Raw genomic sequence first — 14,426 nt, forward strand, 5'->3', positions numbered from 1 at the left:
TACACCAATACATAGGCAGGAGCATAGACTTTAGGTATCTGTTAATTAGAGGTATCTAAGGAGGTTAATAAGTGGGATATTTTTACTTCAGAAATCCGTACTATGTGTGCCCATGTCGTAGTTTCCCCCCATTCCAACCAATGACTCCAGGTGGCATGCAATCAGGCGGACCCATGCCCATATATCCTGGAAGCGGCACCCAACAACCAGGAATGCAGACGCATTCTAGTGGTGGCCCAGTATTTGCATATCTAACCATCACTGATATTCAACCTTTCCTCGGAAAATGGGGGATTTTCACCTTAAGTAGTGGTCAAAAGGTTGTAGCCTATGTCAATACTGTTAATGCTGATTCAATTAGCGTGCTATTTGCAGATGGCAAAAGTGCTGTCATTGACGTAAAAATGATATCCATGGCTGAAGGGCCGTTTCCCACAATGCCAGCTACTCCTGGTAGTGGATCTGGCGGGGGACCTGGTAGTGGTTCCGGTAGTGGTTCTGGTAGCGGCCCTGGTAACTGCACTTGGAAAGAAATCCCCGGCCTTGGTTGGATTTGCATATAATAACTCACGATCCGTCTATGGAATTTTTCCTTCTGACGGATTTTTTGTGTTGTTTTACTAGATTACTTGTTGATATACGAAAAGGCCGCCGGATTATTTCCGACGACCTCTATAACTTCTCTTCAAGTTAAGTTATGATGCTGAGCAATAACCCCTTCTTGAGTTTGCTGATCCAACTTATAACATATCAAAGCAATCACGCATGCTGATATCGCCAGGATGGAAGCAGCTATAGGAAGGGAGATTAACCCTCCATGCTGGGCAACCACTCCACCAATTGCGGATCCTCCTGCGATTCCTAGGTTAGACGCTACTGGATTCAACGATGCAGCAAGGTCCTTCGATCTTGGTGAATACTGCTTGGCCAAATCTATCAAATAGAGCTGGGCTGGTGCGCTAACAATACTCGACATTACGGCTAGCATCATTAGTACGATCATTCCTAGAATCGAGATCGATGCGGTCAAACTAAAGACGATATAGACCACAGCTTGGATAAGAAATACGAATCTAAGCTTACTTACCGCATTTCCGGTTGCAACCTTGCCTCCAATCCAGTTGCTGACAATCGTGGCAATCCCGTATACAAACAGTACGCCACTAACCGAGCTCTTAGGAATATTCATCACTTGCTCCAGCAATGGTGTAATGTACGTGTACATCACAAACACCGCTCCCACTGCCGTAACTGGAATGAGAAACGCAAGAATAATGCGTCCATTCGTGAGCAGTTCGATCTGATCCTTAAGTGAGCTAGGTACAGGCTTCGGTAGTTTGCGTGGAATATAGGCATAATTTAGCGCTATGGCAATTCCGGCTAATACCCCATTTAGTACAAATGCTGCAGGCCAGTTGAAATACTGCCCTACAAAAGTGCCGATCGGTACACCAAATACATTCGCAACAGCGAAACCGCTCAAAATTGTAGCGATCGCTTTGCCTCTTTTCTCCGAGTCCACCGCTTCATTCGCTACCGTAATGGCTACAGAAAGAACAAAACCACATAGTACGGCAGTAACTATTCTAGTCACTAGCAGCATACTGTAGGTTCCAGTTATAGCACTCCACAAATTCAGCAGCAGAATCAATACAAGCGATACAAGAATCGTAATCCGTTTCGGGATACGGCTGAACAAAGACATCATAATGGGTGTGCCAATGGCATAAGCGATTGCGAAACCAGATACTAACCCCCCAGCTGTCGCAAGCGTTACTCCTAGGCTCGAGGATATTTCCGAGAGTAAACCAACAATAATATACTCCGTCGTACCCAAAATAAACGCCATAAAAGTAAACGAAAAAATCAATGCGTTCTGTCGTGATGTTGTCATGGTGCTCTCCATCCTATTTATCTCTATTTTTATATGAACATACTTACTCATAATACTCATTTAGACTATATTGAGCAATCCTATTTTCATAAAAAAAGAAGCTTCACACAAGTTCAAAGAACTCATGAGAAGCTTCTAGCTTTACATCATAGAATTATTTTGCTTCAAAGAGCTGTTCAAAAGGTCTCTAACTCATTTCACCTACAACTTTAACTCTTAATCGGGTTGCATTTTCCGGATGATAAGCAAGTGGTGTCTCTTCAACCTCAACCAATTTAATCGTCGTTGGATCGGCTCCTGCCATTACCGCTTGTTTCACCGCTTTTTCCTCAGCATCTCTTAATGACTGCTCTCGCGGCTCTCGTGAATAAATATATATTTGTTCATACTGTCCGCTAATTTGAGAAATTGATGCACCGATGGCATTGGCAACTCCACCGTTCTCTACTTTAATAATGCTGGCTACGCCTGGAATCTCATCTGGAATAATAACACCGCCCCCGCCTACGAGTACAATCTGTACATCCTCGGAAGAAGTTTTCATCTTATCAATCGCCTTGGCTATGATCGAAGAAATTACGGATAGGACTTGTTTGGAAAATTGTTCATCAATGTGACTTACTAAGCTTTTATCTCCCACATCAGCTAGCCCAAGGCGAACCGCAATATCCGTCGTAGTCAGGGTGCTTCCACCAAATACGAGTGCTTTTTCTGTGATCTTATAGCCCACGCTATCCGGCCCAACTGTAATCTTTCCATTGTCTACGCGAACAATACTTCCGCCGCCAAGTCCTACAGAGATAATGTCTGGCATTCTAAAGTTCGTGCGAATATCTCCTACTTCCACTGCTACAGAAGACTCTCTTGGAAATCCATCCTGTAAGACACCGATATCCGATGTGGTGCCACCAACATCGAGTACCATCGTATTTTTAATGTTCGCTAAATAAGAAGCTCCCCGGATGCTATTTGTTGGTCCACAGGCAATCGTAAGGATCGGAAATTGCTTTGCATATTCAATCGACATAAGTGTACCGTCATTTTGGCATAAGTACACCTCCGCGCCTTGAATCCCTTCTGCTTCTAACGCATTTTCAAAACCTGTGCTAGTGATCTCGATGACTTTGCATAAAGCCGCATTCAGTATAGTTGCATTCTCACGTTCAATCAGGCCAACAGACCCGATCAAGGAGGAGCAAGAAACCGGATAAGTTTTCCCGTATGCTTCCCAGATTAAGTCTCGAACCTTGAGCTCCTGATCATTTTTGATGGATGAGAACACACCAATGATCGCAATAGATTCTACTTTATTTCGCCATTCGACTAGAAGCTCTTTAATCTCCCCCTCATCAAGCTCACTGAGCAACTTACCATCATATTCATACCCACCATGAACTAATGCATAGTTTCCTGATAGTTTTTCCACCATGTCTTTAGGCCAAGCCGTATATGGCAGAACAGAAGCGGTAGCAGGGAATCCTAACCGAATCACACCAACTTTGGCTAATTTTTTCCGTTCCACAATGGCATTAGTACACTGTGTTGTCCCAAGCATTGCATGTGTGATTTTCGTTTTATCAATACTCGCTTCCTTTAATACATTACGCAGTGACATCTCAATCCCCGTTTTTATATCCAGTGTCGTTGGGGATTTAACGCTATGAATTAATCGGTTATGCTCGTCCAAAATAATGGCATCTGTATTCGTGCCACCTACATCTATTCCAATTCTAAACATGTTTAGCCACCGCCTTACTTACCAATTCTTCAATAGGAGCATAATCGTAATCATACCCAAAGTATCTCGGTCCTACCGTTTCGATTCCTTTTTCCGTTCTCCATTTGGGATGTGCTGGCAAGCCAATGACGCGTACGCGTTTTCCATATTTCAAACTTTCTGTTGTAACAGGCAATAAAGTTTCATAATCGACTAGGCATATTAAATCCGGTGTCATGGCTATAACCTGACCATTCTTCTCGGCAAGCAAATTCTCATTTTGGAAATAAACTTTCATTTGCTCATCTTTATTTCCTTCAATGCCCTCTAGGTTCATTTCCCCTAAATTAAAGCCACCCTTGGTTTCCCGGATGACATCTGTTATTTTCCCTTGGAACAGCTCGTGACCGGATGTCAGGTTTAGAAGCTCTTCAAGCTTCACTTTTGCATCTCTGTTGTTGGAAGAAATGATCTCTCCGATCTGCTCAGATAGCGTCACGATGTTATGGACACCGCTGTTCTTAATTTGAGCCCCCGTCGTTGGATACAGACTTACCAAAGCACTAGCGCCCATCTCCACTGTAGCTGTACGGGCTAACCGTTCGGTCCATTTATTATCGATCGTCTCAAAAATACCAATGTTTCCTTTTTCATCCGAAATTGCGAGCGGCGCAGCCGAAATACCATCCAGGTTAAACGTCACCATCTGCAATTCAGGAAATGCCCTCCCCATCCCATCGCAATCAATAAGCGGTAAATTCAGCTGTGCTGCAACGACGATCGGAATCATCGAATTGACTCCGCCTGCTTCCATCGGAAACGTGCCTGTAATTTTTTCTCTGCCTAAATATTTGGCCAGCATCTGAAATACCTTAACAAACTCATCGCCTTTCGGAAATTTCTCCACTAATACAGAAGGAGCACCCATCATGGCGGAAGGAATGAAAAAGTCTTCATCCTCGATTTCATCCACAGAATAAAGTCTTACAGGTCCGTACTTTTCAATAGCCGAAAGAGCCATGAGTTTACCGATGTAAGGATCTCCTCCTCCACCTGTGCCTAAAAATGCAGCGCCTACGGCAATATGTTCAATCGATTGTTCATCTAAATATCTCATTTATTTCCCTCCAATATGACAGTTTTTGAGGCAGTAAATCGGTAGCAGACAATATATAAGACAAATGAAATGACGATACCGAGTAATGGCTGATTTGATAATTGAGGTAAGCTTGGGAAAAAGGACAGCACAACGGGCATACAAGCAATAATGGATCCGACCAGCCAAGAAAATACCCCTAGACGATTAACTCCCTCTGTTTCCTTCCAACGGTTCTTATCGCCTTTATTCATGATCCAATAGGATGCAATCATTACCCCTGCTACCGGCGGAACCATAGCTGACAAGATCGACATCACTGGCGTGAAATAATTCAAGATACCAATCACAGCGAGTACAGTCCCGATGAGTCCAGCAATCCCTACTGCCCATTTTTCTTTTTCTTTAGAAATATGCAATACATTGGTAAGCGCAAATCCACCCGAGATTGCGTTGACCATATTCGTTTTCCAAGCAGCCAGAATCAAAACAGTACCCCCAATAAAAGGCGTTGTAATATTTATAAAGACGGCCGCAATATCGCTAGTCTGGTAAGCAATCGATAAAATAGCACCCACACTAATCATCAGTACGCCAGAAGGAACAATTCCGATTAACGCTGCTTTTAATACGTCAGAACGTTTTCTTGAGAACTGAGAGTAGTCGCCTGCAATGACAGCCCCTAAGGCAAATGAGCCTATTGTTACAGCTAAGCCATCCATGAAATTCATATGCTTCTCAGGCTGGTAGCTCCAAATGTTCTGCACGGAATCCATAGTGAACACTTGAACTAAACCAAATATGCAAATCACGATTAATAAAGGTACTGCAATATAACTAAGTACTCTCAGCACTTTCATTCCGTACATTGCTGAGATCACCATAACCAAACCGCTAATTAAAGAAGCAAGGGGAACTGGGACTATCACTCCATACTCCGCCAGCAGGTTCGCCAGTGCCGCCCCGCATACATTAGCCTGAATCCCGAACCAACCGAGGCAAGCAATAGCGAGAATAATGGATAAAATCGTTCGCGAGCCTTTTTTGCCAAAGACTTGGGCTGCGACTTGAACGGTTGTTTTCCCAAGATCCGTACTCTGAATCCCCTGAAGTATCATAAGGACAACGATAATGGCGTACCCTAAAAAAGCGATCAATAATGTCATAGGTAAGCTCATACCAGATATCAACGTATTCCCAACCAGGAGGCCAGGTATACTGATCACCGCTCCGGCCCATACCATCCCCAGAGTGAACCAAGACTGAGGTGCTCCGTCCTTTCTCATATTAGTTCTCCTCCTCGAAAAGTAATTTTTCTTATTATAGAAGGAACCATGGGATTACGTCTTTTTCTAAAATAAAAAAAAATCCGTGATTTTTGTCTTATTCGACAAAAACTACGGATTATACTAGCTATGTGTGAGTCGATAAATCATGCAAGCGATATACACATCGTAAGATTCGGAGTTGACGGTTACATCATAACCTATTAATTCACTGATCTTTCTAATACGATATTTTACTGTATTTTTATGAACAAACAGCATTTTCCCACAGTTATCAAAATTCCCCTTTGCATCTAACAAGAAGGTTATGAGTGTTTTTATCGACTCTGGATCACCTAGAATGGGATCAATCACAGACATCCATTCTTCAAGGATTTCTTCTCCCTGTTCACTTAACTCAATAGCTTGTTTCATAGAACGCATCTCGGCTGCTGTGTACAATTTACGATGCTCATACATCAGATGGACTTTCCGTCCCACACTGTTCACCAGCCGATACATGCGTCGTACGTCTTGTGTATTTCTCATTCGGGGAGCATAGACCATTTCGGATATAAGTGGAGCTGAATTCGTCGTGTCAATATACTCCGCTGCAATTTCATACTCATTGTACTTGTAAGAGCAATTTCCCATGAGGGCTATTATACAATGATCGATAGTTTGAATGACCGCCGTTTTATAATATTTGAACAAATGCTCTTCCAGCTCTTCACGAATTTGTTTCTCTTGCGATAAATCGTGAATATATACTAACCACATCATCTGAATGGAAGAGACATCAATGTGGAGAAAATGAGCCAGTCTTCGCATTTTTTCGCTTTCATCATTAATAATTGCTTTTACCAAGGCATATTCGCTAACCTCGTTATGCTTATCCCCCCACAAATTGATCGCTACTTGTACAACCTCGCTGATTTTATCGATGGTCTTCGCAGGTAATTTTGAGTTCTCTTTAATCAAAAATAAATGCAGCGCTTCTCCGTTTTTTTGATGAATACTCTTGTATTCCACATAGCAATTTGAAACAGGCTCTGCTTGTCCTTTCGTCATATTCATCAAATAGGGGGCGTAGGTCTCAATAATATACCCCACGTTTAACGATGAATTACGGGGCCACATTACTTGATTTACGATATCTAACTGGGTGTTCGTCAGGATGACGTTCGCTTTCAGCCGATCAGACAATATTTTCAGCGTAATTTCGACGCTCCGTGAGTGTTCTGGCAAAAGGGATACTTTCTCTAACGCTTCATTTACAAAATTATCATTGATCGTCTGATTGTTCAGAACAATCGCTTCCATCACTTCATAAATCACTTCGTTGTAACGAAGTGAAAAATCATTTTCCGGCATACAAATGATGATGAAATTTTTGGACTCTGCTAATTGCAGTACCTCGTCAGCTACTTCAGGAATGATAATTCCTACATAGTATAAGATCAACCCTACTTCTCCAAGCTCGTGCAAGTACTCAATCGTTTCACACTGTTTCTCTACACTGTCCTTAATGGAGTAAAAAGAGCTGATCACTATCTCTTCCGCATACCACTCTTCTTGAATGGAATGGACAATTCGAGAAGAATAATCCGCATTTGAAACCTCTAGTACGGATAAAGAAGAAATGGTGCGGTGTAGATTATTATTTCCAGTTAGCACCTTTGCTCCTCGAAAGGAAGGAAGTTGCAGCATATCTTTTACAGTTATCCCCATATCTTCACCACTTCTACTGTATTGTTATCTCATGTTGCCATTAATAAAGCTTTATACATCTTATTTTAGCACTTCAAGCTATAAGCTATGTATATTGATTTCGCTATATGTATTCTCCTTTCTTCTGTGCAATAAACGAAAAAAAATGATACTATGTATGTTGGGTAAAAGGTCTTTGCTATAACTTATATGTTTTTATATATCGCAACAAGAGGAGATAATATGAGTAACGAACAAAACTTTTGGCTTGATTTACCGAAGCCGTTTTTTATATTAGCACCAATGGAAGATGTCACAGATGTTGTATTTCGTCACGTCATTAGTGAAGCTGCCAAACCCGACGTGTTTTTCACAGAATTCACTAATACAGAAAGCTATTGTCACCCTATAGGAAAAGACAGTGTACGTGGTCGATTAACGTTCACAGAAGATGAGCAACCGATTGTCGCTCATATTTGGGGTGATAAACCTGTATTTTTTGAACAGATGAGTATTGATATGAAAAAACTTGGTTTTCGCGGTATCGATTTAAACATGGGATGCCCTGCACAAAACGTCGCATCCAATGGAAAAGGTGCTGGATTAATACTACATCCTGAGGTTGCAGCAGAAATTATTCAAGCAGCAAAAGCCGGTGGATTGCCGGTTAGTGTTAAAACAAGATTGGGTTACTCTGAGATTGATGAGTGGCGGGATTGGTTAACACATATATTGAAGCAAGATATTGCGAATCTTTCCATTCACCTTCGTACAAAAGAAGAAATGAGTAAAGTAGATGCACACTGGGAGCTAATCCCTGAAATAAAAAAATTACGCGATGAAATTGCTCCAAATACGTTATTAACTATAAATGGAGATATCCCGGACCGCGCAACAGGATTAAAGCTAGTTGAACAATACGGCGTTGATGGTGTCATGATTGGCCGCGGCATCTTCACCAATCCATTTGCTTTTGAAAAAGAACCTAAAGAACATAGTCCAAAGGATTTTCTCAATTTACTTCTATTACAGTTGGATCTTCACGATAAATATTCAAATGAACTCGAGCCACGTTCATTTAAACCACTTCTTCGCTTTTTCAAAATCTATGTTCGTGGATTTAGAGGCGCAGGCGAATTAAGAAACCAATTAATGGATACAAAATCAACAGATGAAGTACGTCGTTTAGTAAAAACTGTTTTAGAACAAGAATTAGAATGAGGCATATTAAACTGTGAGTTGCCCCGTCAATTAGACAGTACAAAACTATCTAATGCTTAACAGAATGAAAGGCCTCTCGTGTTCCTACGAGAGGCCTTTCATTTTTACCCTATACGGTCAGAAAGTAGTCCTCAATTCTAGTAAAATCAACTTACCCCCATATGGCAATGGAGATGATCCCACAGGTAATCACAGCCGACATGATAATCCTGCGCACTCCTTGCTTCTCTTTTAGTACAAGTATGCCAAGAATCGTACCTACAACCGTTCCAATTTCTCGTATTGGCGCAATTGAAGCTAGTGGAGCAAGCTTCATCGCCATCAGAAACATAAAATAAGAAGCTGGCGAGCAAATACAACCAATCAAGATCATTTTCCAGTTTTGTTGCCATTCCCTTATAATTTGTGCACGACCGGCTCTTATAACCATGAAGAAAGCGACGATTACATAATTAATATTGGATAATTCAAGCGTTGATAGTGGAGATAATTGCTGGACAATTAGTTTGTCCATTAATGTATAGCCCGCAACACACATCCCTACTACAATTGCATAAAGAATGGATATAGAATGAGTCGTTTTCCCTTGATTTGCATGACGATTAACGATTCCACTAATAATAAAGAGCCCTACTATGATACAACAAAAGCCTATCCAGCCTACTAGAGTTAAGGAATCCCCGAATAACACAACACTTAACAAGGTCACTAGCATGACACCAGTACCTCGCATGATTGGATAGGTCTGCGATAAATCACCATAGGAATACGATTTAGAGAGGAAAATGAAGTACGACCCTTGAAATAACGCAGATATCGCCATATAGCCAAGTGTCTCCGCATGAAGCTCAACTTGGAGCAGCTCAATAATAAAATAAGGTAATAGAGCAAGTGTACCAACAATATGAATCGACCAGAGAAATACGTATTTATTCAGACTTCTCTTTGTAAATAGGTTCCATACCGCATGGGTAATACCTGAAAATAAAACTAAAAAGAATGCCATTGAAATCATAGAAATATCCTCATTTCACTTATGCGCTAACTCATATGTCCAGTTGCATCCCATCAAATGCTACTGTAATCCCATTCGGTTCAAAAATATGAACCAAATCTTCATGCAACAGATGAGCATTATGAGAGAAATGAGTGACTACGATTCGCCCTTCTGCTTTCATAACAAAATTCTCGATTAACCATTCCCGTGTTTTTAGAGTATCTTCAACATTCATGTGAACTTCATAATTTGGGGCATTCCCAGTCGTACATTCTAGAATAGCAAGATCCAGTTTTTTTCCTTTCAACCAGTCCCAAGTCTGTTTGGGAAACCAACCGCTGTCGTGACCATAGAAAATGGCTTTTTCATCCTTTTCTATGTAATACAATAAACAAGTTTCTTTAGAATCATGATTGGCAAGCAATGGCGTAATCGTAGCTGTTTGTGTTTGTACGGTTTCAAAGGGCTTCAAGTTATGAAATTGGAAGCGATGCCTTTCCGTGGCAAGCAATTGACTACAGTGCTTAATAGGCAAATCATGACCGTATAGATGAAGTTCTTCCTCTTCATTAAATTGAGCATAACCAAGCGCACGAATCAGTAAATCTTCAGGATACAAATGATCGGAATGTGAATGTGTAAACAATAAATCGCGAACCTTATCCATATCTACAGAATCACGAATGGAATGATGTAAGGTGTCCGCCGGAAAATCAATCTTAAGTATTTCATCAATCAAGACCGAAGTGCGTGTACGAATATTTTTTCCACCACGTACTTTGGCATGCTTGCAAGTCTCGCAATGACAGAATAACGAGGGAATCCCTTCAAATGCAGCCGTTCCATGAAAAAGAACCTTCATAAATATTCCACCCTTGTAGTAGAGAACAATAGGATTATCGTCCTATTGTTCTCTCTGAGTAACTCTAGCCTTTTTTACTGAATGTTCGAATCATCCAAATACTTTATCCATTGCTTCGTGTATTCCGCTTGAATTTTATCGAGACCAGCTTTCTTGGCCTTTTCCATAAATAACTTCAGGCCACCTTCAACATCCTTAACCATACCGTCATTCAAAGGATATAAGTATTGCTTCTCAACTTGTAGAAGAGCTGCCTTCTCTGCTTGATAAGACGTCCAATCCTCTCCGAAGCCTTGGAAAATATTAGGTTTCGCTATTTTATCCATTTCATCGAACATGTCCAGTACTGCTTGATAGCTCTTATCAAATAACATGAACTCCGGATTTCTCCATGCCCATCCATTCATCCCTTCTCTTGTGAAGCCGTTTGATTGGGCATCACCAAGCATTTTATAATATTTTCCATCCTCAATCTCAAAATTTTTGCCTTCAATACCGTATTGCGTCAACACATTGTAGCGTTTATCCGTGACCAATTTCTCATAGAAAGCAAGAGCTCTCTCTGGATTTTTGCTGCTGCGTGGAATTGCAAAGCCATTATGAATCGGATGAACGGGTGAAGAGAATCCTTTCATATTTGGATATGGGGAATAGCCTAGCTCCCAATCCGGGTGCAGTGATTTCACTTTGACAACAGCATCACCAAAGCGGTTTGGATTCTCACCTCCCAATATTGCTGCGGCTTTACCGGCGGCAAATATATCAGTACCACTATCTTTAATGTTCAGCATATTCTTCATAAAGAACCCTTTTTCTTGCCAACTTCTGAACATTTTCAAATCTTCCAAATGCTGCGGAGAGCCCCAATAGCTGGTCACCTCTCTTGGAGTGTCATACATGATGTTAAGTCCATATGGAACCTTATCGTTAGTATTCACAGTTTTAGTTGTCATTTGTCGGACGGAATCTGTATGACTGACCTCAGTATCCGCCAGAGGCAGCATATCCGGTTCATTCTTGCGTATGCCCTCCAAATACTGCTCTAAAGTTTCGAGTGATTCCGGCTTTGGCAAATTATACTTTTTACGCAAATCTTCCCGATAGGCAATACCATCATTTACATATTCTTTCCAGATCGCTGGAACGGTGTAAATTTTCTTGTTAACCTTGACTGCTTCCCAGAAATCCTGTGGTACATATGCTTGTAGCTTAGGTGCAGCCTTCGGTAGGAGATCATCTAGCGGAAGGAAAGCCCCTTTCATCGCATATGACTGGTAATTTGTCCATTCTGCCGTAAAGATCAGGTCAATCGGCTGCCCTGAGGACAATAGAAGCTTATACTTCTGATCCCAGTCTGTCCAAGTTGTGAAGTTAAATTTGACGGTTGCATTCAACTCTTCTAATGCCATTTTGTTAACTTCATCTTCAATGATCTTTAAATCCTTTGGAGCATCACCCAGCATATAGAACTGAAGCTCCACTTTCTTGGATGTGTCGATTCCAGTCACTTCTGATGTTTCTGGTGCTGAGGTACTGGTATTTGAATTCGAATTCTTTGTTGGTTCTGACGATGCCTCCTTAGTATTCGTGCTGTTACTACTGCAGCCAGCAAACAAACTTGCAGTTAATAATAAAGAAGTGCCGATTGTTAACAATTTATTTCCTTTTCTCATACTAACCCTCCCCTTAATTAAATGATCTATGTCAGCCGATCGCATCCGAGCTTCTTTCGTTTGCTTTCGGTACTAACCCTTCACCGCACCAATCGTTAATCCCTTCACAAAATATCGCTGCACAAACGGATATAGGAAAATAATTGGTCCTGTAACGACGATTGCCATTGCCATTTTGGTCGACTCTGTTGGAATGTCACGTCCTAGGGATACCCCAGTTCCAGTGGCCATTTGAGAAACGAACATCATCGTATTTATCGTGTTATACAAGTAGTATTGAAGCTGATACATGCTAACGTCATTAATGAACAAGGAAGACATGAACCAGTCATTCCAGTACGTCAGAGCAAGGAACAAACCGACAGTCGCTATGCCAGGCATCGCTAGCTTCAGCACAACACTATAGTAAATCCTGAAGTCGTTCGCGCCATCGATTTTGGCTGATTCGAATAATTCTTCCGGAACTGCAGCTTTGATAAAGTTTTTCATTAATATAATGAGAAAAGGTGTCATAAGACCAGGTAATATCAGTACGGCATAGGTATCTGCCAGCCCAAAGTACGTAGTCAGCATGATATACCAGGGTACAAGTCCCCCTCCAAACAGCGTTGTGAAATAAATGAAGAAGGACAATGGATTGCGGTACTTGAAATCTTTCCTCTGCAGAACATAACCTGCCATCGTAATGAGGAATAATCCCAACAGCGTTCCAACCACGGTTACAAAAATCGTAACACCATAAGCCTTGATTAGCTGAGTTGGGAAGATAAACACCATCTCATAGCCTTCCAGCGAGAACACTTTAGGAATCAAGTGAAAACCATCGCGAATAATGGATTCATTGGCTGTCAATGAGCCAGATATAATCAGAAGAAACGGAAACAGACAGAGCAAAGAAAAAAATGTAATGATCAGGTAAGCCACCATGCGGAAAACCCTAGAACTTAGAATGTTGTCATCCAATTTAATTCCTCCTCCCTATGTTAGAACAATGCATAATCATCATTTATTTTCTTGATGATATAATTCACTGTCATAATCATTACAAATCCGAAGATAGACTGATACAAGCCAGCTGCAGTTGCCATACCAATATCAAAATTAACTTTCAAAGACCGATAAACATAAGTATCGACAATGTCCGTAACGTCGAAGAGCACTCCATTGTTCCCGACAAGCTGATAGAACAAATCGAATTGACCTTTCATAATACTTCCGAGAGCAAATAAGAGCAGAATAATAAATGTTGACTTCAGCATTGGTATGGTAATAAACCAGATTCGCTGAACAATATTTGCGCCATCAATTTTGGCAGCTTCGTAATACTCATCGCTAATTCCCATGATGGATGCAAGATAAATGACCATAGAATAACCCAAGTTTTTCCATATATAAAATGCTGTAATCAGAAATGGCCAGAGCCATGGTGTGTTGTATATGTCTACTGGATCAAGTCCTAACGATATTAATAACTGATTAACAAAACCGGAATCAGCATTAAACATGTTGAATGCTAAAACACTGACCAGAACAAACGAAACAAAATAGGGTAGAAACATAATGGATTGTGATAGTTTTTTAAATAACTTACCTCGTACTTCACTTAATAGGATGGCTGCCCCTATAGATATCACGTTACCTAAAATGATAAACACCACGTTGTATCCAAGCGTATTTATTGTCAATTTCAACAGAATTCCAGATTGCGTTAAAAATTTAAAATTATCTAATCCTACAAACGGACTTCCAAATAAACCACCTGCAAAATCATAACTTGTGAATGCATAATAGATGCCGACCATTGGAGCATAAGAATTAATTAAGAAAAAAAGCAGTGTCGGTGCTATCATCAAAAACATGATCTTATTCTTATTTAATTCATATAAAAATCCTTTCTTCTTAAACATGACTGACCTCCTTCTGAAATGGAATTCCTCGTGAATCTTTCCTCCAAATCATAGAAGGAGCCGATTGGATAATATACTGAACAA

12 protein-coding genes are annotated in these 14,426 nt (G+C 40.8%); 2 read left to right on the forward strand and 10 right to left on the reverse strand.

Annotated elements, in window-relative coordinates; all coding sequences use genetic code 11:
* The first annotated feature begins 173 nt into the window (after positions 1 to 173).
* On the forward strand, positions 174 to 563 hold the full coding sequence (locus MKY52_RS04080; RefSeq protein WP_341049997.1) for a hypothetical protein: 390 nt from the start codon (positions 174 to 176) through the stop codon (positions 561 to 563).
* Between the two features lie 122 nt (positions 564 to 685).
* Here the strand turns inward: MKY52_RS04080 and MKY52_RS04085 are convergent, their stop codons facing one another.
* From MKY52_RS04085 to MKY52_RS04105, 5 genes are all read right to left on the reverse strand, one after another.
* Positions 686 to 1,894 (reverse strand): MFS transporter, encoded by a 1,209-nt coding sequence (locus MKY52_RS04085; protein ID WP_341049998.1) that lies wholly within the window; start codon positions 1,892 to 1,894, stop codon positions 686 to 688.
* Positions 1,895 to 2,081: 187 nt separating this feature from the next.
* The gene (locus tag MKY52_RS04090) at positions 2,082 to 3,632 is read right to left on the reverse strand and encodes a hydantoinase/oxoprolinase family protein (protein WP_341049999.1); all 1,551 of its coding nucleotides are present in this window, start codon (positions 3,630 to 3,632) and stop codon (positions 2,082 to 2,084) included.
* Complete coding sequence (locus MKY52_RS04095; RefSeq protein ID WP_341050001.1) at positions 3,625 to 4,728, reverse strand: DUF917 domain-containing protein; 1,104 nt, start codon at positions 4,726 to 4,728, stop codon at positions 3,625 to 3,627. Before MKY52_RS04095 ends, MKY52_RS04090 begins: the two co-directional genes overlap by 8 nt.
* The gene (locus MKY52_RS04100; protein WP_341050002.1) at positions 4,725 to 5,993 is read right to left on the reverse strand and encodes a cytosine permease; all 1,269 of its coding nucleotides are present in this window, start codon (positions 5,991 to 5,993) and stop codon (positions 4,725 to 4,727) included. Before MKY52_RS04100 ends, MKY52_RS04095 begins: the two co-directional genes overlap by 4 nt.
* Positions 5,994 to 6,116: 123 nt before the next feature.
* On the reverse strand, positions 6,117 to 7,703 hold the full coding sequence (locus tag MKY52_RS04105) for a PucR family transcriptional regulator (protein ID WP_042124567.1): 1,587 nt from the start codon (positions 7,701 to 7,703) through the stop codon (positions 6,117 to 6,119).
* A gap of 222 nt (positions 7,704 to 7,925) precedes the next feature.
* Here MKY52_RS04105 and MKY52_RS04110 point away from each other — a divergent pair, with 222 nt between their 5' ends.
* The gene (locus tag MKY52_RS04110) at positions 7,926 to 8,903 is read left to right on the forward strand and encodes a tRNA dihydrouridine synthase (RefSeq protein WP_341050004.1); all 978 of its coding nucleotides are present in this window, start codon (positions 7,926 to 7,928) and stop codon (positions 8,901 to 8,903) included.
* 151 nt (positions 8,904 to 9,054) lie between these two features.
* Here MKY52_RS04110 and MKY52_RS04115 read toward each other — a convergent pair whose 3' ends face one another.
* The 5 genes from MKY52_RS04115 to MKY52_RS04135 all read right to left on the reverse strand — a co-directional run bounded on the left by MKY52_RS04115 (position 9,055) and on the right by MKY52_RS04135 (position 14,342).
* Positions 9,055 to 9,918, reverse strand: coding sequence for a DMT family transporter (locus MKY52_RS04115; RefSeq protein ID WP_340974358.1), 864 nt, complete (start codon positions 9,916 to 9,918; stop codon positions 9,055 to 9,057).
* Positions 9,919 to 9,949: 31 nt separating this feature from the next.
* The gene (locus MKY52_RS04120; protein ID WP_341050005.1) at positions 9,950 to 10,762 is read right to left on the reverse strand and encodes an MBL fold metallo-hydrolase; all 813 of its coding nucleotides are present in this window, start codon (positions 10,760 to 10,762) and stop codon (positions 9,950 to 9,952) included.
* A 74-nt stretch (positions 10,763 to 10,836) separates the two neighbouring features.
* Positions 10,837 to 12,435, reverse strand: a complete 1,599-nt coding sequence (locus MKY52_RS04125) for an extracellular solute-binding protein (protein WP_341050006.1) — start codon at positions 12,433 to 12,435, stop codon at positions 10,837 to 10,839.
* Positions 12,436 to 12,507: 72 nt separating this feature from the next.
* The gene (locus tag MKY52_RS04130; protein WP_341053336.1) at positions 12,508 to 13,362 is read right to left on the reverse strand and encodes a carbohydrate ABC transporter permease; all 855 of its coding nucleotides are present in this window, start codon (positions 13,360 to 13,362) and stop codon (positions 12,508 to 12,510) included.
* 56 nt (positions 13,363 to 13,418) lie between these two features.
* Entirely contained in the window at positions 13,419 to 14,342 is a 924-nt protein-coding gene (locus tag MKY52_RS04135; RefSeq protein ID WP_341050007.1) for an ABC transporter permease, read from the reverse strand.
* Positions 14,343 to 14,426 lie beyond the last annotated feature (84 nt).

This window comes from Paenibacillus sp. FSL P4-0184 (assembly GCF_038004625.1).
Taxonomy (GTDB): domain Bacteria; phylum Bacillota; class Bacilli; order Paenibacillales; family Paenibacillaceae; genus Paenibacillus_AQ.